The sequence below is a fragment of the Pandoraea cepalis genome, assembly GCF_902459625.1.
In the GTDB taxonomy this organism is placed as follows: Bacteria; Pseudomonadota; Gammaproteobacteria; order Burkholderiales; family Burkholderiaceae; genus Pandoraea; species Pandoraea cepalis.
The window spans coordinates 291,538-316,262 of sequence record NZ_CABPRY010000002.1; the positions used below are offsets into that span (position 1 = coordinate 291,538).

At 64.3% G+C, this 24,725-nt stretch carries 24 protein-coding genes; 15 read left to right on the top strand and 9 right to left on the bottom strand.

Annotated features, from left to right (window positions below; genetic code table 11):
• Positions 1-186 precede the first annotated feature (186 nt).
• The 4 genes from PCE31107_RS06210 (at position 187) to PCE31107_RS06225 (ending at position 5,087) form a co-directional block, all read left to right on the top strand.
• Complete coding sequence (locus PCE31107_RS06210; RefSeq protein ID WP_150607214.1) at positions 187-849, top strand: LutC/YkgG family protein; 663 nt, start codon at positions 187-189, stop codon at positions 847-849.
• Positions 850-1,095: 246 nt separating this feature from the next.
• Positions 1,096-2,514: a sodium:proton antiporter gene (locus PCE31107_RS06215; RefSeq protein WP_150607216.1), complete on the top strand. Its 1,419-nt coding sequence runs from the start codon at positions 1,096-1,098 to the stop codon at positions 2,512-2,514.
• Positions 2,515-2,552: 38 nt separating this feature from the next.
• Entirely contained in the window at positions 2,553-3,545 is a 993-nt protein-coding gene (locus PCE31107_RS06220) for a 2-hydroxyacid dehydrogenase (protein WP_150607218.1), read from the top strand.
• 87 nt (positions 3,546-3,632) lie between these two features.
• Positions 3,633-5,087 carry a DNA recombination protein RmuC gene (locus PCE31107_RS06225; RefSeq protein WP_150607622.1) on the top strand — a complete coding sequence of 485 codons (1,455 nt, stop codon included), beginning with the start codon at positions 3,633-3,635 and terminating at the stop codon, positions 5,085-5,087.
• A gap of 118 nt (positions 5,088-5,205) precedes the next feature.
• Here PCE31107_RS06225 and PCE31107_RS06230 read toward each other — a convergent pair whose 3' ends face one another.
• The 7 genes from PCE31107_RS06230 to PCE31107_RS06260 form a co-directional block, all read right to left on the bottom strand.
• Positions 5,206-5,712 carry a GNAT family N-acetyltransferase gene (locus PCE31107_RS06230; RefSeq protein ID WP_150607220.1) on the bottom strand — a complete coding sequence of 169 codons (507 nt, stop codon included), beginning with the start codon at positions 5,710-5,712 and terminating at the stop codon, positions 5,206-5,208.
• Between the two features lie 114 nt (positions 5,713-5,826).
• Positions 5,827-6,111 (bottom strand): hypothetical protein, encoded by a 285-nt coding sequence (locus PCE31107_RS06235; RefSeq protein WP_150607221.1) that lies wholly within the window; start codon positions 6,109-6,111, stop codon positions 5,827-5,829.
• A 102-nt stretch (positions 6,112-6,213) separates the two neighbouring features.
• Positions 6,214-7,497, bottom strand: coding sequence for a molybdopterin molybdotransferase MoeA (gene moeA / locus PCE31107_RS06240; protein WP_150607222.1), 1,284 nt, complete (start codon positions 7,495-7,497; stop codon positions 6,214-6,216).
• Positions 7,498-7,583: 86 nt separating this feature from the next.
• Positions 7,584-8,231, bottom strand: coding sequence for a molybdenum cofactor guanylyltransferase MobA (mobA, locus tag PCE31107_RS06245; protein WP_150607224.1), 648 nt, complete (start codon positions 8,229-8,231; stop codon positions 7,584-7,586).
• Between the two features lie 41 nt (positions 8,232-8,272).
• Positions 8,273-9,031 carry a hypothetical protein gene (locus tag PCE31107_RS06250; protein ID WP_150607226.1) on the bottom strand — a complete coding sequence of 253 codons (759 nt, stop codon included), beginning with the start codon at positions 9,029-9,031 and terminating at the stop codon, positions 8,273-8,275.
• A 193-nt stretch (positions 9,032-9,224) separates the two neighbouring features.
• The gene (moaA, locus tag PCE31107_RS06255; protein WP_150607228.1) at positions 9,225-10,352 is read right to left on the bottom strand and encodes a GTP 3',8-cyclase MoaA; all 1,128 of its coding nucleotides are present in this window, start codon (positions 10,350-10,352) and stop codon (positions 9,225-9,227) included.
• A 297-nt stretch (positions 10,353-10,649) separates the two neighbouring features.
• On the bottom strand, positions 10,650-13,901 hold the full coding sequence (locus tag PCE31107_RS06260; RefSeq protein WP_150607230.1) for an Rne/Rng family ribonuclease: 3,252 nt from the start codon (positions 13,899-13,901) through the stop codon (positions 10,650-10,652).
• Between the two features lie 621 nt (positions 13,902-14,522).
• On the opposite strand from PCE31107_RS06260, the gene PCE31107_RS06265 reads away from it, so the two are divergent.
• From PCE31107_RS06265 to PCE31107_RS06280, 4 genes are all read left to right on the top strand, one after another.
• Positions 14,523-15,527, top strand: coding sequence for an RluA family pseudouridine synthase (locus PCE31107_RS06265; RefSeq protein ID WP_130027968.1), 1,005 nt, complete (start codon positions 14,523-14,525; stop codon positions 15,525-15,527).
• A complete protein-coding gene (locus PCE31107_RS06270) occupies positions 15,514-16,176 on the top strand; it encodes an HAD family hydrolase (protein ID WP_017232494.1) in 663 nt (220 codons plus the stop codon). Before PCE31107_RS06265 ends, PCE31107_RS06270 begins: the two co-directional genes overlap by 14 nt.
• Positions 16,173-16,589: a Rieske (2Fe-2S) protein gene (locus PCE31107_RS06275; protein WP_150607232.1), complete on the top strand. Its 417-nt coding sequence runs from the start codon at positions 16,173-16,175 to the stop codon at positions 16,587-16,589. Before PCE31107_RS06270 ends, PCE31107_RS06275 begins: the two co-directional genes overlap by 4 nt.
• 76 nt (positions 16,590-16,665) lie before the next feature.
• A complete protein-coding gene (locus PCE31107_RS06280; protein ID WP_150607234.1) occupies positions 16,666-17,721 on the top strand; it encodes a S49 family peptidase in 1,056 nt (351 codons plus the stop codon).
• A gap of 90 nt (positions 17,722-17,811) precedes the next feature.
• On the opposite strand, the gene PCE31107_RS06285 is transcribed toward PCE31107_RS06280, so the two are convergent.
• The gene (locus PCE31107_RS06285; protein WP_150607236.1) at positions 17,812-18,528 is read right to left on the bottom strand and encodes an SAM-dependent methyltransferase; all 717 of its coding nucleotides are present in this window, start codon (positions 18,526-18,528) and stop codon (positions 17,812-17,814) included.
• Positions 18,525-19,151, bottom strand: coding sequence for a Maf-like protein (locus PCE31107_RS06290; RefSeq protein WP_150607238.1), 627 nt, complete (start codon positions 19,149-19,151; stop codon positions 18,525-18,527). Before PCE31107_RS06290 ends, PCE31107_RS06285 begins: the two co-directional genes overlap by 4 nt.
• A 179-nt stretch (positions 19,152-19,330) precedes the next feature.
• Here PCE31107_RS06290 and PCE31107_RS06295 point away from each other — a divergent pair, with 179 nt between their 5' ends.
• From PCE31107_RS06295 to acpP, 7 genes are all read left to right on the top strand, one after another.
• Positions 19,331-19,933, top strand: a complete 603-nt coding sequence (locus PCE31107_RS06295) for a YceD family protein (RefSeq protein ID WP_150607240.1) — start codon at positions 19,331-19,333, stop codon at positions 19,931-19,933.
• 128 nt (positions 19,934-20,061) lie between these two features.
• Positions 20,062-20,241, top strand: coding sequence for a 50S ribosomal protein L32 (gene rpmF / locus PCE31107_RS06300; RefSeq protein WP_017232500.1), 180 nt, complete (start codon positions 20,062-20,064; stop codon positions 20,239-20,241).
• A 120-nt stretch (positions 20,242-20,361) separates the two neighbouring features.
• Positions 20,362-21,414, top strand: coding sequence for a phosphate acyltransferase PlsX (gene plsX, locus PCE31107_RS06305; RefSeq protein ID WP_150607242.1), 1,053 nt, complete (start codon positions 20,362-20,364; stop codon positions 21,412-21,414).
• Positions 21,415-21,453: 39 nt separating this feature from the next.
• Positions 21,454-22,443 carry a beta-ketoacyl-ACP synthase III gene (locus PCE31107_RS06310; RefSeq protein WP_130026955.1) on the top strand — a complete coding sequence of 330 codons (990 nt, stop codon included), beginning with the start codon at positions 21,454-21,456 and terminating at the stop codon, positions 22,441-22,443.
• Between the two features lie 140 nt (positions 22,444-22,583).
• Complete coding sequence (gene fabD, locus PCE31107_RS06315) at positions 22,584-23,513, top strand: ACP S-malonyltransferase (RefSeq protein ID WP_130026954.1); 930 nt, start codon at positions 22,584-22,586, stop codon at positions 23,511-23,513.
• Positions 23,514-23,537: 24 nt separating this feature from the next.
• Positions 23,538-24,287 (top strand): 3-oxoacyl-ACP reductase FabG, encoded by a 750-nt coding sequence (gene fabG, locus PCE31107_RS06320; protein ID WP_017232504.1) that lies wholly within the window; start codon positions 23,538-23,540, stop codon positions 24,285-24,287.
• 136 nt (positions 24,288-24,423) lie between these two features.
• Positions 24,424-24,663 (top strand): acyl carrier protein, encoded by a 240-nt coding sequence (gene acpP, locus PCE31107_RS06325; RefSeq protein ID WP_017232505.1) that lies wholly within the window; start codon positions 24,424-24,426, stop codon positions 24,661-24,663.
• The last annotated feature ends 62 nt before the right edge of the window (positions 24,664-24,725 follow it).

A 24,725-nucleotide genomic window follows, 5' to 3' on the forward strand; every position in this document is an offset into this window, starting at 1 on the left:
CGATGCCTGCCGCCTGGTCCGAGCGCCGCGCCAGAGCATTCCGATAGTGCGCGAACGTGCGTCGCGCCGGCAAGGGCAGCCGTTATAATTGCGCATCGCCCGCCGAACTTGCAACGGTGGCCTTTCGAGAGACGATAAGCGACGACGTTGGCCGCACACCGGCACGTCGGCTTCACAGGACAGCCCATGGATACCTCCGACGCCCGCAATCGCATCTTTGCCCGCATCCGCAATGCTCAGCATCGTCCCGATGCTGCGCGCGCGAACGAGCAGGCGGCGGCAGAGGACTACCTGGCACGGCATCCGCAGGGACCGCGTCCGGCCATGTCGGACGATCTCATCGCCACGTTCATCGACAAGGCGCAGGCGCTCTCGACCACGATCGCGCGCGTGCCGGGCATGAGCGACGTGCCGCCCGCGGCCGCGACGTACCTGCAGGCCAACGGCCTCACCGTCGAGGCGGTGGCGTGGCCGACCTTGCGCGAACTCGATTGGGCGGGTGCCGGGTGTCGCGTGGAATTCCGCAAGCCGCAGGGCGACGATCTGGTCGGCATCACTGGTTGCTTCTGCGCCATCGCGGAAACCGGCGCGCTGATGATGATGTCGGGCCCCGAGACATTTGCGTCGGCCACCCTGTTGCCCGAAACGCATATCGCGGTCGTGCCCGCGTCGCGCATCGTTGCCGGCCATGAGGACGGCTTCGCGCTCATGCGTAGTGAGCGCGGTCAACTCTCTCGCGCCACGAACTTCATCGCGGGCCCGTCGCGTACAGCCGACATCGAACAGACGCTGGTGCTGGGCGCCCACGGTCCCTACCGAGTGCACCTCATCATCGTCGACGGTGCCTAAGGCACGACGCCGTCCCATCGGCCTGCGACCGCGGGCCAACACCAAATGACTCGTTGCACCAGCGCGAATGCCGATACGCGATGGGGGGAAGGCTTTCGAGAATCACCCGCCCGCTTCGGTATTTGATCCGCCGGGCTGTGTGGGACCTTGGTTTGAGATATTTCCCAAGGTTGCGCCACTTCGGGCACTCCTGCTTCGCGGGCGACTCGTACGTCGTCGACTATCAATCAATAGGAACCAAGAACAATGCACAAGGGGATATGGAGCGCATTGGGGGCGGCGGGGCTGACATTGGCAAGCCCCGCGGCGTTTGCTGCCGGGCCGGACGGCGCACAACTCGTCGCCTGGTGGGGCGTGCCGTTTGCCGGACTGCTGCTCTCGATCGCCATTGGGCCGCTGCTGGCGCCGGCTTTCTGGCATCACCATTTCGGCAAGATCGCGGCGTTCTGGGGCGCGGCATTCCTGGTGCCATTCGCATTGGTGTTCGGCGTGGGGGCGGCCTGGTATGGCGCAGTGCATGCCGTTGTCGCGGAGTACATTCCGTTTGTCGTTCTGCTTACGGCGCTGTTCACCGCCGCTGGCGGCATCTGCGTGCATGGCAACCTGCGCGGCGGGCCGTGGCTCAACACCGGACTGCTGACGCTGGGTACCGTGCTGGCCAGCATCATGGGCACGACGGGCGCGGCGATGCTGCTGATCCGCCCGCTCATCCGCGCGAACGACAACCGCAAACACAACGTGCACGTCGTCGTGTTTTTCATCTTCCTTGTGGCGAACGCCGGAGGCTCGCTGACGCCGCTGGGCGATCCGCCGCTGTTCCTTGGCTTCCTGCAAGGGGTCGACTTCTTCTGGACGACCGCGCACATCTGGCCTGAGACGCTGTTCATCTGCGCGATGCTGCTGGTGCTGTTCTTCCTGATCGATAGCTACTACTTCCGGCAGAAGAGCGAGCCTCGGATCGAGGCAATGGACCCGACGCCGTATTCCGCGCCGCTGCGACTCGAAGGCAAGCGCAACTTCGTGCTGCTTGCCGCTGCTGTGGGGCTCGTGCTGATGAGCGGGATCTGGAAGCCGGGCGTCGAGTTCGACATCTTCGGTACGCCGGTCGCCTTGCAGAACCTCGCGCGTGACGTCGGGCTGATCGTGGTGACGTTGATGTCGCTGGCGATCACGCCGCGCACGGCGCGCGAGGGTAACGACTTCAATTGGGAGCCGATGAAGGAGGTCGCCAAGCTGTTCGCCGGCATCTTCCTGACCATCATCCCGGTGGTCGCCATTCTGCGCGCGGGAGAAGCCGGCGCGCTTGGCTGGGTCATTCGTCTTGTCACGGGGCCGGGCGGTGCGCCGGACAACGTCATGTACTTCTGGGCGACGGGCCTGCTCTCGTCGTTCCTCGACAATGCGCCGACGTATCTCGTGTTCTTCAATACCGCTGGCGGCGATGCCGCAACGCTGATGACCACCGGTGCGGCAACGCTCGCGGCGATTTCGGCCGGTGCGGTATTCATGGGCGCGAACACATACATCGGTAACGCGCCGAACTTCATGGTGAAAGCCATCGCGGAGCAACGCGGCATTCGCATGCCGAGCTTCTTTGGCTATATGCTGTGGTCGGGTGCGATATTGCTGCCGCTGTTCGTAGTGACGACCCTGATATTCTTCTGAGCCGCGCTTGTGTGACGCGCTCAACCTTTGCGAGATAACTGGTGAAACCGAAGATCCTGGTAGCCCGCGCTATTTTTCCCGACGTGATCGAGCGTCTGGCGCAGTATTTCGAGGTCGAGCGCAACGACGCCGATACCGTGTATTCGAGCGACGAATTGCGCGCACGTCTGGCCGACAAGGCCGGCGCGATCACCACGGCGAGCGAGCGCATCGACGCATCGGTGCTCGCCGGTGCGCCGCATCTGCGTGTGGTGGCCAATATGGCCGTGGGCTACAACAACTTCGATATCGAGGCGATGACCGCCGCCGGCGTCATGGCGACGAACACTCCCGACGTGCTCAACGAGACGACGGCCGACTTCGGCTGGGCGCTGTTGATGGCGACGGCCCGTCGCGTGACCGAGTCCGAGCGGTGGTTGCGCGAAGGGCATTGGGATAAGTGGGCCTACGATATGTTTCTCGGCGCCGACGTGCACGGCAGCACGCTGGGCATCATCGGCATGGGCCGTATCGGGCAGGCGATTGCGCGCCGCGCGATGGGCTTCAACATGCGTGTCGTGTATCACAACCGGTCGCGTCTCGATGCCGCAACGGAAGCCGCCTGCAAGGCGAGCTTCGTCGACAAGGACACGCTGTTGCGCACGGCGGATCACGTGATCCTTGTGCTGCCATATTCGGGCGCAACGCATCATACGATCGGCGCCGCCGAGCTGGCCGTCATGAAGTCGACGGCAACGCTGGTTAATCTGGCGCGCGGGGGCATTGTCGATGACGCGGCGCTCGCGGCCGCCCTTGCGGGCCGGCAGATTGCCGCCGCGGGCCTCGACGTCTTCGAGGGCGAGCCGAAGGTGCATCCCGATTTGCTCAAGGTGCCGAATGTCGTGCTGACGCCGCATATCGCGAGTGCCTCGGTGGCGACGCGTCGCGGCATGGCCAGTCTGGCGGCCGACAATCTGATTGCGGCGTTGGGATTCGGGGCGGCGGCGGGCAAGCCGCCGTGCCTGCTGAACCCGGCGGCGCGCCAGTCGTAGCGGCACCATGCAGGCATCGGCAGGTATGGGCTGGCATCGGCAGCAGGATCGAAGGGCATCAACGGGAGTCGCAACGCGATGGTAGAGATGGGGTGGGTGGCGCTGGCAGCGCTGAACTTGTTGTTGATGATCGCGATTGCGGTGAAGGTCTGGCAGCGCGGCGGCGATTCGACGTTGCGCGAGACGCTTGTCGACGCGCTGGCCCATGTCCGGGATGATTTGCTTCAGGCCGCCGATCGCAGCGAACGTGGCCTGCGCCAGGAGTTCGCGGAAACGGCGCGTGCCGCACGCGGCGAGCAAAGCGCGCAGATGGCACAGTTCCAGCAGACGCTGGCCGCGCAGATGACGAGCGTGGCCACAGTGCAGAACAACCAGATCGACGCGTTTGCCCAACAGTTGGCGAAGCTCACCGAGACGAATGCTGCCCAGCTCGATGCGGTGCGTCAGAGCCTGGTGCTCAACGGACAGCAGATGCGCGAAGAGCAGTCGTCGACGTTGCGCCGCTTCGGTGAGGCGCAGCATGAACAACTCACACAATTGGCCGAGGGCAACGAGCGGCGCCTGGCCGAAGTGCGCGCCACACTCGAACAGAAGCTCAAGGACATCGAGGTCAACAACGCGGCGAAGCTCGAAGAAATGCGCCGCACGGTCGATGAGAAGCTCCATGCCACGCTGGAGCAGCGACTCGGCGAGTCGTTCAAGCTGGTCTCGGACCGGCTGGAGCAGGTGCATCGCGGCCTGGGCGAGATGCAGACGCTCGCCGCCGGCGTGGGCGATCTCAAGCGCGTGCTGACCAATGTGAAGACGCGAGGCATCTGGGGGGAAGTGCAATTGCAGGCGTTGCTGGAGCAACTGCTGACGCCCGACCAGTTCGCCAAGAACGTTGCGACCAAGCCGGGAAGTGCTGAGCGGGTAGAGTTCGCGATTGCGCTGCCGGGACAGAACGGCGACAGCAACACGCCGGTCTGGCTGCCGATCGACGCCAAATTCCCGCGCGAGGATTACGAGCGCCTGCTCGACGCGCAGGAGCGTGCCGATTTGGCGGCGGTGGAAGAGGCATCGAAGGCATTGGAGACGCGCATCCGCTTGGAAGCGAAATCCATCGCGGACAAATATCTCGCGCCGCCCCACACGACCGACTTCGCGCTGTTGTTCCTGCCGACGGAAGGGCTTTACGCCGAAGTGCTGCGGCGTCCGGGACTCTCGGATCTGTTGCAGCGCGACTATCGCGTGACCGTGGCGGGCCCGACAACGTTGACCGCGCTGCTCAACAGCCTGCAGATGGGCTTCCGCACGCTCGCGATCGAACGCCGTTCCAGTGAGGTCTGGCAGGTGCTCGGCGCGGTGAAAACGGAGTTCACCAAGTTCGGTGATGTGCTTGCGAAGACCAAGGCCCAACTGGAGACGGTGACCCGTTCGATCGACAGGGCCGAGGTGCGAACGCGCGCAATGGCGCGTCAGCTCAAGTCCGTGGAAGCCTTGCCCGGTGAACAGGCGGTCGAACTGCTCGGTGTGGAGATGGAGGCCGACGACGAGGCGTGAGCGCCCGGGGGGGAGTCGCGCGCAGGCGCCTGCGGACGCGGGACGTTCACGACGCGCCTGACAGTCCCGACTTGGATGACGTTCGCAGCGTTCCCGAATGTCCCAACCCGTGGCGTGCTCAGAACGCTCGGGACGCGGGAGATTCGCCGCGATTGGCGAACCGCTCGAGTGCCTCGCCCGTCATGCGCACCACGCGCCAGTCGGGCAGCACCGTCGCGCCTTGCGAGGTATAGAAGTCGATCGCCGGCTGATTCCAGTCGAGCACCGTCCACTCGAAGCGTCCGCAACCTCGTTCGACGGCGATGCCGGCCAATTGACGCATGAGCGCCTGTCCTACGCCCTTGCCGCGCATCGACGGCTGTACGTAGACGTCTTCAAGGTACAGACCGCGCCGTCCGAGGAAGGTCGAGAAGTTGTGGAAGTACAGCGCGTAGCCGACCGCCTCGCCATCCCACTTCGCCATCAGGCACTCGGCTGCCGGCGCCGGCCCGAACAGCGCCTCGTGCACGCTCTGCGGCGTTGCTTCGAAAATATCCAGCAACTTTTCATACACGGCCAGCTCTCGCATCAGGCCGTAAATCGCGCCGACGTCGTCGGCCTTGGCGGTACATAGGGTCAGGGACATGGGGCAGGGAAATCAGAAGCGGTACGGTTGACGGCGCGCGGCGCCGGGGGCATGTGCCTTGGATGCCCCCGATGCATTCGACGCGCCAGGATCAAATCGTCGCCGGTGTGGCGGTCAGCGCTCTTCTTCGGGGATGTCGCCCAGGGCAACTTCGATGCCGCCGAAGCGCTCTGCCACCCAGTTGTAGGCGTGACAGGCGATCCAGAGCAGCACGAAACCGACGATGGCGTTCAGGACCAGCGCGGAAATGAATGCGAGACCCGGCAGTTCACCGTAGCGGTAAAACGCTGCGAGGAACGCGAGGAGCACCATCGGGATACTGAAAGTGAGATAGACCAGCACCAGCGCTTTGGCCGTCTGGCCCGGACTGATATACGTGATTTGCTTTTTTGTTGTCATTGACGTGTGCTTTCGGTTGGGTGCCGACATCGTCGAAGCGCCGACGCCGGCAATATATCGCAATTTCGCTGCTTCGCTTTAGGGGAATTCGAGAGGCTCGCGCTAAACCAACCCGTCGAACGCGATGACGTCGACCAATTCGCCCGCCGCGACATCGCCGCGAGCGGTGCCTAGCGTGACGAAGCAGTTCGCTTCGCTCATCGTGCGCAGAATGCCGGCGCTTTGGGCATCGGCCACCGTCACCCGCCAGCAGCCTTGCGCGTCAGCGGCGAGCACGCCGCGCAGGAATTCGGTCCGGCCGGGACGCTTGGCAATGGCCGTTGTCGTCGGCACCGGCAGGTTGGGCGTGACTTGCGGTTCGGCGCCCATCAGCGCGAACAGGCCGTCTCGAACCAGGTGGTAGAACGACGCCATCACAGCGGCCGGGTTGCCCGGCAAGCCGAAGAGCAGCGCGCGATGGCCGTCGGTCTCGAGTTCGCCGAAGGCGAACGGTCGGCCCGGGCGCATCGCCATCTTCCAGAAGACGACATTGCCCAGGCGCGTCATCATCTCGCGGGTGAAATCGGCCTCGCCAACGGAGACCCCCCCCGACGTGATGACGGCGTCGGCGTCGCGGCAAGCGGTGCGCAGGGTGTCCTCGATCGCTTGCGGGTCGTCGCGCACGACGCCCAGGTCGAGCACCTCGGCACCCAGACGTTGCAGCATGCCGAACAGCGTGTAGCGGTTACTGTCGTAGAGATTGCCCGGCGCGAGTGGCTCGCCCACCGAGCGGAGTTCGTCGCCCGTCGAGAAGAACGCGACGCGAATGCGGCGGCGCACCGGCACTTCGCCAATCCCCAGTGAGGCGAGCAGGCCGAGCGCGGCCGGGCGAATCCGCTTGCCCGCATGCAGCGCCGTGTGGCCGGCAGCCAGATCCTCGCCAACGTGACGCACGTGGCGCCCGGGCGTGACAGCGTTGGCCGCAAAGGTGACGATGTCGGTATCGCCTTCGCGCCGCACCTGTTCCTGGGGGATGACGGTGTCGCAGCCGGCGGGCAGCAAGGCGCCGGTCATGATGCGCACGCATTCGCCGGGCGCTGCCACGCCGTCGAACGGATGGCCGGCGAACGAGCGGCCGGCCACGCGCAGGCGTACGTCGCCCCCGGCGGCCAGCACGCTGCCGGCGAAGGCATAGCCGTCCATGGCGGCATTCTCGAAAGCGGGAACGTCGAGCGGCGACGTGACGTCGCGACCCAGCACACGGCCCAGCGCGCTGCGCACGGCGACCTGCTCGATGGCGGACACCGGACGCGCGGTGCGCGCAATGATGGCGCGCGCCGATTCGACCGTCATATGGTTGGGGTCGTAGTCCGGCAAGCCGGCCAGGGCTTCGTCAAGTGTAGTCATGGTGTGGCGTCGTCATCCGGCAAGTCCCCGGCATGCATCCCGTCAATGCGGTGGCGACAGATCGGGCCGCGTCGGTGTCCGCAATATCAGGGCGCGCGCGGCGTGTCGGACGTATCGGGCCTATCGGAGGTATCGGGTTGGAGGTCGTCCAGCGTGTTGACATTGTAAAACGGACGCTCGTCGCCGAAGTGAACTTGTACGGCCTTGTGGCGTGCCAGCCACGCCCTGACGCGATGTTCCCCGGCCGCGAGCGTGACGGCAAGATCGTCGGCGAGCGTGCGATGCAAGAGGGCGAAGACCGGATGCGGCCCCTGTGCCGTGACGGCATAGGCCGCCAGAGGCGGTGCGGCGGCGTCGGCGCGAGCGGCGCTCAACGCGGCCGCCAGCCGTTCGCCAAGATCCTCGGGGAGGTAGGGCGAGTCGCACGGTGCGGTGAGGAGGTAGTCCGAGCGCGTTGCCCGCAGACCGGCCAGCATGCCGGCGAGAGGGCCGGCAAAGTCTGGCGTCTCGTCGCTCACCACTTGCGCGCCGAACGCCGCATAGGCATCGTGATGTCGATTGGCGCTAATCAGCAACGTCGCGACCTGTGGCCGCATTCGTTCGAGGACGTGCTCGACCAGCGTTCGGCTGGCGAATCGTTGCAAGCCTTTGTCGCGTCCGCCCATGCGTTGGCCTCGCCCCCCTGCGAGGACCAGGCCGGTTATAGCGCTACGAGGGATCGGCGCGGTAGTCATGGGGGGCAGAATGCCAGGGCGATGGGCGGGCGGCGGACCGGTCAGGACCGATTGAGCGCGATGACGCGCCCGGACGCATCGAACCAGACGGCGCCGTTGCCCAGCATCACGCCCTGATCGCGGGCGAACATCAGGCGGGGCACGGCCGCGCCGATGGTGCGCACGTAACCGTCGGTGAATATCTCGTTGTAGCGCGCGAGCAGCGATTTCGGGTTCCGAAGCATCATCGTCTTGCCGCGCAACGACACGCGCAATGGATAGCGAATCGATTGAGCAACCACGTCGCGCCGGTCGTCGAGAACCCCCTTGCGGAACTGCGTGGCAGCACGATTGACCGTTTCGTCGTCGTCCACGCCGGCAACGCCGTAGAGGTGATCGAGCTTACCGTTCTGAACGCTGGCGAGCGCCAGCTCGAACGGCACCGAGCGCCCATTGCGAAGATCCTTCCATTGACCGGAAATGACCTCGCAACTGGACGACACACCGCGTTGGCGGTCAGCCTCGTCGTTGGCGGCGAAATCGCCGTCGAAGGTCGCTCGCGGCATGCCGCCCGCGTCGAACTCGGTCAGATGCAGGCGCGACTTGTTCTCCAGCTTGCCCGTGAGGTACGTGTCGCCCAGCGACGACGCATTGGCATAACGGCCCTCGAGCTTGCCGCCGAACGACGGACGCAGCACGAGCCGCAACGGATTGCGCTCGCCGAGCTGGCCGGTGTAGGTCATCACACGATTTGCGAAGTCGCGGCCGGCGGGGTCGCAATCGGCGCGCGCCATCGCGGGCGCGAGGGCGGCCAACAACACTGTCAGAGCGCTCAGGCTGACGGCGACGAAACGTCGGGCCGCAAGGCGAGCGCTCGGGGGCGAGACACGCCGGGAAATCTTCAGGGAGTCTCGGACGCAATGGGCGTCCGGGGCGTCAAAAATCATGAGTCGAGTGAGAGTTCGATATTACGAAAGCATGCGGACGAGCGGACGGGCACCGTGCCCGGACCGTTCAACCGCCGATGTAGGACATCTCCACTTTCGGAGGGGCGTTTTCGGGCAGGCCAGTCGCCGCCGTGCGCAAGGCGGAGTAACGGTCGGTGCGACCCTGCCAGATGTCGCCGATGACGGTCGAGATCTGCGCGTCGCTCGCGCCGTTGCGTAGCAGCGTGCGCAGGTCGTAACCGGCGCTCGCGAACAGGCATAGATACAACTTGCCTTCCGTAGACAGGCGTGCGCGCGAACAAGTGCCGCAAAAAGCGCGCGTGACCGACGAAATGACACCGACTTCGCCGCCGCCGTCGCGATACCGCCAACGCTGGGCCGTCTCGCCGGGATAGTTCGGCTCGAGCGCCTCGAGCGGCAAGGCGTCGTTCAACCGGGCGATGACGTCGGCCGACGGCAGCACTTCGTCCATTCGCCAGCCGTTCGACGTGCCGACGTCCATGTACTCGATGAACCGCAACATCACGCCGCTGCCGTGAAAATGCCGCGCCATGGGCACGATGTCGCCATCGTTGGTGCCTCGTTTGACGACCATGTTGACCTTGACCGGGCCCAGACCGACGCGTTGGGCTTGCGCAATGCCTTCGAGCACTGTGTCGACCGGAAAGTCGACGTCGTTCATCTGCCGGAAAATCGTATCGTCGAGGCTATCCAGGCTGACCGTCACGCGCGTGAGCCCGGCATCCTTGAGCGATTGCGCCCGGCGCGCCAGCAGAGACCCGTTGGTTGTGAGCGTGATGTCGAGCGGTTTGCCCGACGGTGTGCGCAGGCGGGCGAGCATCTCGATCAGACGCTCGATGTGTTTGCGCAACAGCGGCTCGCCCCCCGTGAGGCGCAGCTTCTCCACGCCATGTTCGACGAACAGGCGCGCGGCCCGCTCGATTTCTTCGAACGACAACAGGGAGGATTGCGGGAGGAATGCATAGTCCTTGCCGAACACGTCCTTCGGCATGCAGTAGACACAACGGAAGTTGCAACGATCCGTCACCGAGATTCGCAGGTCGTGCAGTGGCCGCGCCAGCGCATCTTCGAGATGGCCGGTGGCAGCGCGCACTTGCGCGGGCGCTTGCGGGGAATACGTCGCATAACGCGCGTCGCTACGCAGATCGGTAAGTCGGATGATCGTTTCGGTCATGGTGGGGCCTTGGCTTGCGTCTCCATTCTAACGAATTGGCCTGTTGGCCGCCGACGCCGACGAAATAAGCATCGGATATCGGGACCCAGGCATTCGCTGCGGGACGTCAAACCTGTTCTGAGCGACACGATACGGGGCGGGCCGGGCGGGCACAAGTCGGGACAACGTGGGGTCGCAAGGCGAAAAGCGATCCCCAATGGCAAAAAAGGAGGCCGAAGCCTCCTTTTCCAACATCACGTCAGGCGGATGGTCGCCAGCGGAACGGGTGCCGCCGCCTGAGTGTCTCGCTACGGCACGTTAGGCCACGTGATCCGACGAGCCGCGCGTTTCCACTTGCTCCATCGGGCCACTGCTGGCCGGCTTGGACGGACGGCGCTCGCGCGGCACGTGCGGTGCCGGTGCAGCTTGCGCTGCGGCCTCCCTGGCGGCGCGGTGCTTGTCGGCGTCCGTGTGGACCCAGACCAGACCCACACTTGCCAGCGACGACTCCAGCGCGTTGCTTTCCAGCGCAGGCGCTACGGCGGCCGGGGCCGGCCGAGTCGTCGCGACTTCCGTCGCGGCAACGGTGGCTACCGGTGCGGTCGGTGCCGGCGTTTGCACCGGTTTCGCCGTTTCGACGATCTCGAGCGGCGTCGACGGTGCGGCGGATGCCATCGGCGCGGGGCTGACGTCCGCCGGGGTGCTGGCGATGGCTGCCGTGGCGGCGATCTCGGTCAGGGCCTCGGCCGGGACGATAGGCTGCGCCGGGCTCGGCGTGGCTGCAGGCAACGGCGCGCTGACCGGCGGGACCACCGGTGCGGCGACTTCCACTGCAGGTAGCGGTGCCACGTTGACCGGGGCGATCGGTTCGGCGATGACCGGCGACGCGACTTCCGGCAGCGCTAACGGCGCGGCTTCGGTCACGTGTGCCGCCGGGACTTCCGCCGGCTCGACGTGAACCGGGGCGGGCGTCGATTCGACCTGCACCGTCGGCACATCGGCCGCCGTGACAGTCTCTGCCGCAATGACGGGCGCTGCCGCACGAACCGGGACATCGGTCGCGGTGGTGTCGACGGCTTCGTGCGTCAGCACTGGGGCTTGCACACCTTCCTCGCCGGTCGATATCGCGCCTTCGGCCTGATCGCCTTCGCCATGGAGTTGCTGCTCATTGGCCTCACGCTCGCGACGGCCACCGCGGCGACCGCGACGACGGCTGCGGCGGCGCTCTTCACCCCCTTGCTCGCCTTCCTCGCCCGCGAGAAGCGGTGCGCCTTCAACCTGCGCCGTCAGACGATCCTGTTCGAGATCTTCCTGCTCTGCGACGAGCGGGGCGGCTTGGGCGACGCGTTGCGGCGTGGCTTGCTGGCCGTCTTCCCCTTCGGGCTGACGACGATCACGACGCTCGTTGCGGTCGCGACGATTGCCGCGTTCGCGGCCTTCGCGCGGCTCGCGACCTTCCTCGGCACGCACGTCCTGAGCCGGTTGACGCGGCTGCGCTTCGTCGCGCTCACGCTTGTCACGGCCTTCCTGACGCTCATTGCGATCACCGCGTTCGTTGCGCTCGGCACGTTCCGGACGGGCGGCGCGACCCTCACGACCTTCACGGCCCTCACGACCCTCGCGGCCCTCACGACCCTCGCGGCCCTCACGACCTTCACGACCTTCACGCGCCGGTTGGCCGGCGTTGTCCTTGCCGGACTTGCTGTCGTCGCGAGCATTGCCACGACGGTTGCGGTTTTGCTGATGCGGACGTTCGTGGCGCTCGCGCGGCGGACGAGCGTTGGGCTTGGCCGGTTCTTCGGCCTGGACCGGTGCGGGTGCTGCAGGCTCGAGGCCCAGCAGGCGCTTCACAAAGCCGATGAAGCCACCGCTGCGTGCGGGGACTGCAGGCGCGGGTGCGGTCGCCGCGACGGGCGCAGGACGCGATTGCGCGGCCGGTGCCGGCTGTTCAGGCGTAATGCCCTTGACGGCGGCTTCCTGGCGCGGGCGCACGTCTTCCTTCTTCTTGCTGTAAGCCGCCGGATCCTCTTCCAGGGCACGCGCTGCCTCTTCGGCGAGGACGTAGCTGGCCCTCGGGGTATCCAGACGCGGATCGTCGAAGCGCAGGCGCTCGAGCTTATAGTGCGGCGTTTCGAGATGCTTGTTCGGGATCAGCAGCACGCCGACCTTGAAGCGTGCTTCGATCTTGTTGATTTCCTGGCGCTTTTCGTTGAGCAGGAACGCGGAGACTTCGACCGGCACCTGGCAGTGGATGGCTGCCGTGTGCTCCTTCATCGCCTCTTCCTGGATGATGCGCAGGACTTGCAGGGCCGACGATTCAGCGTCGCGGATGTGGCCGGTGCCATTGCAGCGCGGGCAGGTTACGTGCGTGCCTTCCGACAGCGACGGACGCAGACGCTGGCGCGACAGTTCCATCAAGCCGAAACGTGAGATCTTGCCCATCTGAACGCGCGCGCGATCGTGCTTGAGCGAGTCCTTCACACGTTGTTCGACTTCACGCTGGCTCTTGGCCGACTCCATGTCGATGAAGTCGATCACGATCAGGCCGCCCAAGTCGCGCAGACGCAACTGGCGCGCCACTTCATCGGCCGCTTCCAGGTTGGTGCGAAGCGCCGTTTCCTCGATGTCGGCACCCTTGGTGGCGCGCGCCGAGTTCACGTCGATCGACACGAGCGCTTCGGTGTGATCGATCACGATCGCGCCGCCCGAAGGCAGCGGCACTTGGCGTGCGTACGCCGTTTCGATCTGATGCTCGATCTGGAAACGCGAGAACAGCGGCACGTCGTCGCGATATTGCTTCACGCGATTGAGGTGATCGGGCATGACCACCTGCATGAAGTTACGCGCTTGCTCGGAGATTTCTTCCGTATCGATGAGGATTTCACCGATATCGGGTTGGAAATAATCGCGGATGGCGCGAATGACGAGGCTCGACTCGAGATAGATCAGCGCCGAGTCGCGCGGCAGTTCGATGTTGGTGGCGGCGCCTTCGACGGCGCGCCAGAGTTGCAGCAGGTAGTTCAAGTCCCACTGCAGCTCTTCGGCCGAGCGACCGATGCCTGCGGTGCGGGCGATGATGCTCATGCCTTCCGGCAGTTCGAGCTGACCCATCGTCTCGCGCAGTTCCTGGCGGTCTTCACCCTCGATGCGGCGCGACACGCCACCGCCACGCGGGTTGTTCGGCATCAGCACGAGGTAACGGCCGGCCAGCGAAATGAAGGTCGTGAGGGCGGCGCCCTTGTTGCCGCGCTCTTCCTTTTCGACCTGAACGATGAGTTCCTGGCCTTCGGAGAGGGCGTCCTGGATGCGCGCATTGCGCACATCGGCACCTTCGCGGAAGTACGCGCGGGCGACTTCCTTGAACGGCAGGAAGCCGTGACGGCCTTCGCCGTAGTTGACGAAGCAGGCTTCGAGGGAGGGTTCGATACGGGTAATAATACCCTTGTAGATATTGCCTTTGCGCTGTTCGCGGCCGGCCGTCTCGATATCGATATCGATGAGTTTCTGCCCATCGACAATTGCCACGCGCAGTTCTTCCTGCTGCGTGGCGTTGAACAACATGCGTTTCATGAAAACGACTCCCACCCGCCGCAGTTGCCAATGTGCAGTGCGTCGGGCACGTATCACTCGAGTTATCCAACACGCGAGGTTCGAGCCGGGGGTGGAAGAATTGCCGGGGGGTCCGGGCGATGAGGCCAACGGACGCAATGGCGCCAGCGAATACGTTATCGCGCTCACCCGGATCCGCCGAGGCACCGGAAAATTCCGGCCCGGCGCGGATCACTTCGGGCTTGCAGTCCCTACCAAGAGATACTGGACGAGAAACTTCATCAGCGTTTTCTCGGGGCGCCTGCCGACACTTTTTCTTCTTGTGACGGCGCCTCACCAAGACTCTTGCGCGAACGATACTCAGCAAAGCGATCAGCCCAGACAATCAAACCCGGGCTGACCACCAAAAAATTCTATAACCACCAACTCTATCCGCATCACGCGCGCTGCGACCGAAGCGGCCTATGGGCCCACTTCCTGCCGACGCTGCGTGATGTGCGTGCGCTCGCTGCTCCAGGGTCACCGGACGAGCAGCCTGCCCGGGGTGCAAGTAAAATACCGTTTTGAGGTCAGCACCGACAGAGGTGGGGATTTGGCATGATTCCCGCTACCACCACCTCCGTTGGGCAAATTATATTCATAATGAATGAGTTAGGCAAAAATCGGCAGAAAATGGTTTCGCCGGCGTCTGCGCCGCAGGTTCGGCTCGTCGAGGTCGACGACGGCTCGGCCGGCCAGCGGATCGATAATTTCCTCTTGCGCGAGTGCAAAGGTGTGCCGAAAAGTCACATTTACCGCATTTTGCGTAGCGGTGAAGTGCGCGTAAATAAAGGAAGAATAGACGCTACCTATCGCCTTGTTCTTGGCGATATCATCCGCATTCCGCCGGTTCGCGTTGCCGCGCCGGCTGCCGAAGCGCCGGCCTACGTTCCCGCCGCTACCTTCCCCGTGTTGTTTGAAGACGATTACCTCATGGCAATCGACAAGCCGGCCGGGGTGGCGGTGCATGGCGGTAGCGGCGTGTCGTTTGGGGTGATCGAGCAACTGCGCCGCGCCCTGCCGCACCTGAAGTTTCTCGAGCTGGTGCACCGTCTCGACCGAGAAACATCCGGGATCCTGCTGCTCGCGAAAAAGCGCTCGGCGCTCGTCGGCATGCACGAGCAGATTCGGCACAACCGGATGGACAAGCGTTATCTGGCCTGCGTCACGGGCGAATGGCGAGACCGTCAGCGTGCGGTCAAAGCCCCGCTGTATAAGTATGTGACGGCAGAGGGCGAGCGTCGCGTGCGTGTGCAGGAAGACGGTCAGGCATCGCACACCGTATTTCGCATGATGGAGTCGCATCCGCCCTATACGTTGCTCGAAGCGGAACTGAAAACGGGGCGGACCCATCAGATTCGCGTTCACCTGGCGCATTGCGGTACGCCGATCGTCGGTGACGACAAGTACGGCGACTTCACGCTGAACAAGACATTGGCCCGTCCCGGCACCCGTCCCGGCATCAAGCGGATGTTTCTGCACGCGTGGCGGCTGAAGTTCAACCATCCGGTTTTAGATACGCCGATTGCGTTGGAAGCAGCGTTACCGCCAGAATGTCAGCAATTTCTGAACCAACTTCGAGGCGCTTCTGCCGATGCCAAGCCCTGAGTTCGACCTGGTCGTGTTCGACTGGGACGGGACGTTGATGGACTCGACGCCCACCATTACCCGCTGCATCCAGGCCGCCTGCCGCGATCTGGGGCTGCCCGTGCCGTCCGACGAGATCGCGAGCCACGTGATCGGCCTCGGCCTGCGCGATGCCCTGCAAATGGCCGTGCCATCCCTCGACCCTGCGCACTATCCGCGCCTGTCTGAGCGCTATCGTTTTCATTATTTGATAGGCGACAAGGAGACCGTGTTGTTCACCGGAATCCGTGAGTTGCTCGAAGCCTTGCGCGCGCGTGGCCGTTTTCTCGCCGTGGCGACGGGCAAGTCGCGTGTCGGTCTGAACCGCGCGCTCGAAGCCGCCGGGCTGATGCGGATGTTCGACGCAACGCGTTGCGCCGATGAGACATTTTCGAAACCGCATCCGGCCATGCTGCAAGAGCTGACGCGCGAACTCGGTCAGGACCTGCGTCGCACGGTCATGATCGGCGATACCACGCACGATTTGCAGATGGCGCACAGTGCAGGAACGTCCGCCGTGGCCGTGGCTTACGGCGGTGCGCATCCGCGCGAGCAACTGGTGGCGCTGGAGCCCGCGTATTGCGCCGGGAGCGTGGCCGAGCTGCGCGACTGGCTGCTGGAGCGCGTGTGAGCGAGTCCGTCGTGCCGCTGCCGATCTGCGCGGGCGCCGCGCTCGAGGATGGGGGGCGCGGCGTGCGTTTCGAGGTATGCGTGAGCGGTCGTCGTACTCCGGCGTTCGTGATTCGCTATGGCGGGCACGTCTACGCCTATCTCAATCAGTGCGCCCATGTGCCGATGGAACTCGACTGGTCTGAGGGGCAGTTCTTCGAAACGTCCGGCTTATACTTGATGTGCGCGACGCACGGCGCAACCTATGAGCCCGATACGGGGCATTGCGTTGGCGGCCCGTGTCGCGGCGGTGCGCTGCAGCCCGTGCGCGTGGAGGAGCGGTCGGCTGACCCGAACGGGGGCGATGCCGCTCACACGACCGTCGTCTGGTGGCCCGATGCGTACATCGAAGCGCCCGGACCGTCGGCACACTGACGACACGACATCCTGGTTTCAATCGCCGTTTTCGCCCGCAGTTTTCGCCTTTTACCCCAAGTTCTCTGGATACTTTATGGCTGACGCCCTGCCGCCTGATTCACCCCGCACCGAACCTGGTTTTCCTCCGCCCGGTGGGCGGTCGTCGTCGGCAGCGGGGGGCGGCGCGGGCCGCGATCCGGGCGAGGTGAAGCTCTGGGAGCGCGAAATGCTGGAAAAGGTGTTGATGGCCGGCATTCGCGAGCAACGCGCGTCGCGCCGCTGGAAAATCTTCTTCCGGCTGCTGGTGCTGGCGATCGTCGCGCTTGTCATCTGGTCGATTTCCGATTTCGATGGCGGTACGGCGACGGTCGGCGCCGGCTCCGGCAGACATACCGCGCTGGTCACGCTGAGCGGCGAGATCGCACCCGACGGTCAGGCGAGTGCCCGGAAGATCAACGCGGCGCTCGAATCGGCGTTCGAAGACTCGTCGGCGGCGGGCGTGATTCTGCGCATCAACAGCCCTGGCGGCAGCCCGGTTCAGGCCGGGATGATCTATGACGACATCATGCGTTTGCGGGCGAAGTACCCGAAGAAGCCGCTGTATGTCGTGGTCGAAGAGATTTGTGCCTCGGGTGGCTACTACGTTGCGGCGGCCGCCGACAAGATCTACGTCGACAAGGCGAGCATCGTCGGTTCCATCGGCGTGTTGATGGATGGCTTCGGTTTCACCGGGTTGATGGACAAGCTCGGCATCGAGCGGCGATTGCTGACGGCAGGGCGTAACAAGGGGTTCCTTGACCCATTCTCGCCGCAGACGGATCAACAGAAGACGTATGCCCTCGATATGCTCGAGCAGGTCCATCAGCAGTTCATCGGCGCGGTGAAGAGGGGGCGCGGCAATCGACTGAAGGACGACCCGGATCTGTTCAGCGGTCTTTTCTGGACCGGCCAGCGTTCGATCGAGCTGGGTTTGTCGGACGGCCTCGGGACGGTCGATTCGGTGGCCCGCGACGTACTCAAGGCGCCGAATCTCGTCGACTACACCGTCAAGGAAAACTTGCCTGAGCGCGTGGCGCGACGTTTCGGTGCGGCCGTGGGTGCCGCGGCGATGAAGACGATGATGATGGGCGCGACCCTCTCGCTCAAGTAACGCCGACGCACCGCGGAACGCAAGCACGCAAGCGATAACGCCACGGAAGCTCTCCGTGGCGTTGTCTTTTACTGAGGCCGATATCAGGCGTTACTGGCCCAGAAATAGGAAAATGGCGGGGCGCTTGTGCAGATCGATACTCGCCTGAGGCCATCCCTTGATCCGGTGCGTGACAATCTGCTCGCCGTCCTGCGTGACGTCGACCGCGACGCACAGCAGGGTGGAGGCGTCGCAGGTCTGCAGCAGCGCGTCGAGCATGGCCTTGTTGCGATAGGGCGTCTCGATGAAGATTTGCGTCTGCTTCTCCTTGCGCGAGCGTTGTTCGAGTTCGCGCAAGCGCTTCGCACGATCGGCCGCGTCCGTTGGCAGGTAGCCGTGGAAGGCGAAACTCTGCCCGTTCAGTCCGCTGGCCATCAAGGCGAGCAGGATCGAACTCGGGCCGACGAACGGCACCACGCGCACCCCTTTCTCGTGCGCCCGTCGCACCAGCAGCGCACCCGGGTCCGCCACGGCCGGGCAGCCGGCCTCCGAGACGAGGCCGCCATCGACACCGGCGAGCATCGGCGCGAGGAGCGCATCGATGGCCGCTGCCGGCGTGTTGACGTTCAACTCGCGAATATCGATTTCCTGAATCGGCGTGGACACTCCGACCAATTTGAGGAATGCTCGCGTGCTCTTGGCCTGTTCGCCGACAAAATACGTCAGGCCGGCCGTCACGTTGCGGACGTCTTCAGGCAATACCGCCGGCAGGCCGCCGCGGGTGTTCGTGCCGAGCGTATTCGGGATCAGATACAGCGTGCCGCTCATGCTGGCGCTCCTGCTGCGCTGGGGCCGGGGCCTGGCAAGCGAATGCCGGTGTTCATCAACATGGTCGTGAGCGCAATCAGCGGCAAGCCGATGAGCGCGGTCGGGTCGTCATTCTCGATGGTTTCGAGCAGCATGATGCCCAGCCCTTCGGATTTGGCGGCGCCGGCGCAGTCGTAGGGTGTCTCTGCATGAAGATAGGCGGCGAGCACCTCGTCGGGCAGATTGCGGAACTTCACCCGTGTCACGACATCTTTGGCCTGACTTTCGCCGTTGCGGGCATCGTGCACGCACAGGGCGGAGTGAAACTCGACGACCTTGCCGCGCATGTCGCGCAACTGTGTCATGGCGTTCTCGAAATTGCCGGGTTTGCCGATCTGGCGGCCTTCGAACGTCGCGACCTGGTCGGCGCCGATGACGATGGCGCCCGGTCGGCGCCCGGCCACCGCCTGGGCCTTCTGACGGGCCAGGCGCAGCGAGGTATCGCGCGGCGTCTCGCCGGGGGCGGGCGTTTCGTCAATGTCCGGGACGTCGACCGTAAAGGGCACGCGCAGGCGCTCGAGCAACTCACGTCGATAGCGCGATCCGGAGGCCAGGATCACGGGTGGCGGGGGGTGTGCGGTCATCAGGTTTAAGTGTTTGACGAGAAACGAAAAACTATTTAGAATTCACGGCTTTTGCAATCTGGCGCTCGGTCCCGCCAGTCTGCGCGGTACGGGTCCAAACGTCCGGAAACGGTGTTGGATCAAGGCGCTGCGAGTGGCAGGGGACGTTGAAAACGCGCTCAGATGCGCCTAAGGCAAGGATGAGCGTGATGAACGAATATATCGTCGATCTGTTCGAATTCGCGCGTACCGGCCGGGTGGCGGAAGGTGACGTGCAACTTGCGGCATTGCCGCGCATGGTAACCGAAGTGCCTGCCGAAGTCTCGGCGTCGGGGCGCGCCCAGGGCGTGTTCCACTGGCGCGCCGAAGGCGTCGAGAAGCAGGTGCTGCGTGCCGACGGGAAGCCCACGGTGGCGCAGTTCCTGACGCTGTCGGTCGAAGGCCCGATGTGGCTCGAATGCCAGCGATGTCTCACGCCGTACCAGGAGCCGCTCGATTCGGAGACGACCTTCGAGGTTGTGCGTGACGAAGCAGCCGCGGAAGCCCGGCCCCTCGATGAAGATGAGTTCGAGGCGTTGGTCGGCTCCAAACATTTCGATTTGCGCGAGCTGATCGAGGAAGAATTGCTGTTGGCTTTGCCGATCGTGCCCAAGCATGAGGTGTGTCCGAATGTGCACGAAAGTCTGGCCACGGGCGACGACGGGTTGACCGAACCCGCGCCGCCGCCCGAAGAGGAGGATAAGCCGTCTCCGTTCGCGGCGCTGGCAGCGCTCAAGCGCTCGCCGGACAAGGACGGAAAGTAACGTGCGGCCGGGTCTCCGGCGCACCAAAGTACAAGTTTGCGTTAGTCGCACAGGTCGGGCCGACAGGCCGACACCGTAGGGCGGCGCTCGAACTGTGTTAAAATTTCGCGATATTTTGAGGAGTTATCATGGCCGTTCAACAGAACAAGAAGTCGCCGTCGAAGCGCGGCATGCACCGTTCGCACGATTTCCTGACCGCGCCGGCGACCGCCGTCGAGCCGACGTCGGGTGAGACGCATATGCGTCACCACATCTCGCCGAACGGTTTCTACCGTGGTCGCAAGGTCATCAAGACCAAGAACGACTAAAACTCGGCCCTCCAGGCGATACGCGCCCATCATGGCGCTGTTTGATCGTCCGATGTGGCAAAAGCGGCACTTATCCTGCCGCTTTTTTTGTTACCTGTACCGCAAGCCAATCACGTCGACATGACAGTCACCCTGACGATCGATTGCATGGGCGGAGATCACGGCCCATCGGTGACGGTGCCGGCCGCGGTTCGCTTCGTGCAGTCCACCGACGATGTCGAACTTGTGCTGGTCGGACAGCAGGAGATCATTAACGCGCAACTCGCAAAGTTGCGCGCGACGGATCACCCGCGCCTGTCCGTGGTCAACGCGACCGAAGTGGTCGCGATGGACGACTCCGTCGAGACCGCCCTGCGCAGGAAGAAAGACTCCTCGATGCGTGTGGCGCTCAACCTGGTCAAGGACGCGCGCGCGCAAGCCTGCGTATCCGCCGGCAATACCGGCGCGTTGATGGCCGTCTCGCGCTATGTGCTCAAGACGCTGCCGGGCATCGAGCGGCCCGCCATCGCCACCGTGCTGCCGAACCAGAAGGGTGGTTACACCACCATGCTCGATCTCGGCGCGAACGTCGATTGCGAGCCAACCCACTTGCTGCAATTCGCCGAGATGGGCCATGCGCTCGTCGCGGCGGTCGATGGCAAGGAGCGTCCGTCGATCGGCCTGCTCAATATTGGCGAAGAAGTCATCAAGGGCAACGACGTCATCCGGCAGGCGGGCGAGCTGCTGCGCGGCTCCACGCTGAACTTCTACGGCAACGTGGAGGGCAACGATATCTATCGCGGCACGACCGACATCGTCGTGTGCGACGGATTCGTGGGCAATGTTGCCCTCAAGACTTCCGAAGGCCTGGCACAAATGCTCGGCGACATGATCCGCGAAGAATTCACCCGTACGTGGTGGACGAAGGTGATCGCTGTCGTTGCGCTGCCGATTCTCTCCCGCTTCAAAAGCCGCGTCGATCATCGCCGTTACAACGGGGCAGCATTGCTCGGGTTGCGTGCGCTCGTGATCAAGAGCCATGGCTCCGCCGATGCCTACTCGTTTGAATGGGCCATCAAACGCGGCTATGATGCAGTTCGCAACGGCGTGCTCGACCGTTTGTCGCGCGCCATGCATGAGAATCAGACCCAGCTCCAGGACAACAAGCCGGTGGGCGCCATTCCGGCGCTCTGACGCCGGCGGCCTCGCTCCGGCGCTCTAACCGATCATAAGATGACTCAGTCCGCGATTCATTCCCGCGTCGTTGGTACCGGCAGCTACCTGCCGGCGCGCCGCGTGACCAATCAGCAGTTGGCCGACGAGCTGGCCACCCGTGGCATCGAGACGAGCGACGAGTGGATCGTTGCTCGCACCGGTATCCAGGCCCGCCATTTCGCCGCGCCCGATCAAACGAGCAGCGACATGGCGGTGGAAGCCGCCAGGCGCGCGCTCGACATGGCCGGCCTGAGCGCCAACCAGCTCGACCTCATCATCGTCGCCACGTCGACGCCGGATTTCGTGTTTCCGAGCACCGCCTGCCTCGTGCAGAACAAGCTCGGCATCGACAACGGCTGCGCGGCGTTCGACATTCAGGCGGTTTGCTCCGGCTTTGCCTACGCCATGGCGACGGCCGACAACTTCATTCGCACCGGTGCGTACCGCAACGTCCTCGTGATCGGTGCCGAGACCTTCTCGCGCATTCTCGATTTCACGGACCGTACGACCTGCGTGCTGTTCGGCGACGGTGCGGGCGCGGTCGTGTTGCAGGCGTCCAGCGAGCCGGGCATTCTGGCAAGCGCGCTGCATGCGGACGGCAGCCACGCGAACATTCTGTGCGTGCCGGGTAATGTGAGCGGCGGCGCGGTGCAGGGCGAAGCGTTCCTCTATATGGATGGCCAGGCCGTGTTCAAGCTGGCGGTGCGCGTGCTGGAAAAAGTAGCCCTCGAAGCCCTCGAGAAGGCCGGTTTGGCGGCGTCGGCGATCGACTGGCTGATTCCGCACCAGGCCAACCTGCGCATCATGACGAGCACGGCCCGCAAGCTTGGACTGCCGGAAGAGAAGATGGTCGTGACCGTCGACCAGCACGGCAATACGTCTGCCGCGTCGATTCCGCTGGCGCTCGACGTCGCGGTTCGTGACGGGCGCATCAAGCCGGGCCAGAACGTCATGATCGAAGGCGTGGGCGGCGGCTTTACGTGGGGCGCCGTGCTGTTCCGCATGTAAGTGGACCCGGCGCCAAGGCGCCACGCGGACCTGACGATGGGCCTTCAGGGCGCCGCGTGGGGTAGTGCGCCCCACGCCGCCAGATCGGTGCGCGACAGGGTGCCGCAATGTTTCTGAATCTGACTGCAAAACCAGGCGCTATGACATTCGCTTTCGTTTTCCCGGGACAAGGTTCCCAATCGGTGGGCATGCTCGATGCCTTCGCGGACAACGCGGTAGTGCGCGAGACCCTTGCCGAAGCTTCGGATGCCCTTGGGCAGGATATGGGCAAGCTGATCGCCGCCGGCCCGGCCGAAGACCTCAATCTGACGACCAACACTCAGCCGGTGATGCTCACCGCCGCCTACGCGATGTACCGCGCATGGTTGGCCGAGGGCGGTGCCAAGCCCGCGTTCGTTGCAGGCCACAGCCTAGGTGAATACACGGCGCTGGTCGCCGCGGGCGTAATCGCGTTCAAGGATGCCGTGCCGCTCGTTCGTTTTCGCGCGCAAGCGATGCAGGAGGCCGTGCCCGTCGGGCAAGGGGGCATGGCGGCCATTCTGGGACTGGATGACGACACCGTTCGCAACGTCTGCGCCGAAGCATCGGCCGCGGGCGTCGTTGAGGCCGTCAATTTCAACGCCCCGGCACAGGTCGTGATCGCCGGTGCGAAGGCGGGCGTGGAGAAAGCCTGCGAACTGGCGAAGGCCGCCGGGGCAAAGCGCGCGCTCGTGCTGCCGGTGTCGGCGCCGTTCCACTCGTCGCTGCTCAAGCCGGCGTCGGATCGTCTGCGTGAATATCTGGCCGACGTGACGTTCAGCGCGCCGCAGATTCCGCTCGTCAACAACGTCGATGTCGCCGTCGAAACCGACGTGGCCCGCATCAAGGACGCATTGGTGCGTCAGGCCGCGGCCCCGGTGCGCTGGGTCGAATCCGTCAAGTGGCTCGCGGCGCAGGGGGTGACCCAAGTCGTCGAGTGCGGTCCGGGCAAGGTGTTGAGCGGCCTGACCAAGCGCATCGACGGCACGCTCACCGGGCTGGCGATCACCGATCCGGCGTCGCTCGGCGACGTGCGCGTGCAACTCTCGTAAGACACAGTCAAGGGTATCTCTCTCATGAGCAAGCAACTCGATAACCACGTGGCGCTGGTGACCGGCGCTTCGCGCGGCATCGGTCGTGCCATTGCCCTCGAACTCGCTCGCCAGGGCGCGACGGTTGTGGGCACCGCCACCAGCGAAGCCGGTGCGCAGGGCATTACCGCGTACTTCAGCGAGGCCGGTGTGACGGGCAAAGGCATCGTCCTGAATGTGACCGACGCCGAAGGCGTGGCTGCGGCACTCGACGACATCCTCAAGCAGTACGGCAAGCTCGACGTCCTCGTCAATAACGCCGGCATCACGCGCGATAATCTCGCCATGCGGATGAAGGACGACGAGTGGGACGACGTGATCGACACGAACCTCAAGGCGATCTTCCGTCTGTCGCGAGCGGTCATCAAGCCGATGATGAAGGCGCGCAGCGGCCGCATCATCAACGTGACGTCGGTCGTCGGTTCGGCGGGCAACCCGGGGCAGGCCAATTACGCGGCCGCCAAGGCGGGCGTTGCCGGGATGGCTCGTTCGCTGGCCGCCGAGATCGGCAGCCGAAACATCACCGTCAACTGTGTCGCCCCGGGCTTCATCGACACCGATATGACCAAGGCGCTGGGCGAAGCGCAGCACGAGGCGCTCAAGGCACGGATTCCGCTGGGCCGCCTCGGCGCGCCGGAAGACATCGCCAATGCCGTGGCGTTTCTCGCGTCGCCGCAGGCGGGTTACATCACCGGGACGACGCTGCACGTGAACGGTGGCATGTTCATGAATTAAGGGAATTTCGTGGGAATTGTGCTGATAATGCGCAATTTTGAGCGATATTGAACATTATTTGGCGCAGGCTAACTTTGCTTGGCAAACCTGTTAAAATGCGCGCACTTGTCTGAACTAACTACCCCGGAGGGTTTGAATGGATAACATTGAGCAACGCGTCAAGAAGATCGTCGCCGAACAACTTGGTGTGAACGAAGCTGACGTCAAGAACGAATCCAGCTTTGTGAACGATCTCGGCGCCGACTCGCTCGACACGGTTGAGCTGGTGATGGCACTGGAAGAAGAGTTCGAGACGGAAATCCCGGACGAGCAAGCCGAAAAGATCACCACGGTGCAGCAAGCCATCGATTACGTTCAAGGCAATTCCAAGGCCTAAGAGGCCCGCGGAGGATCGCCTGGACGGCCGGGGTGCCGACCGGTTCCCGGCGCCAGGCATGC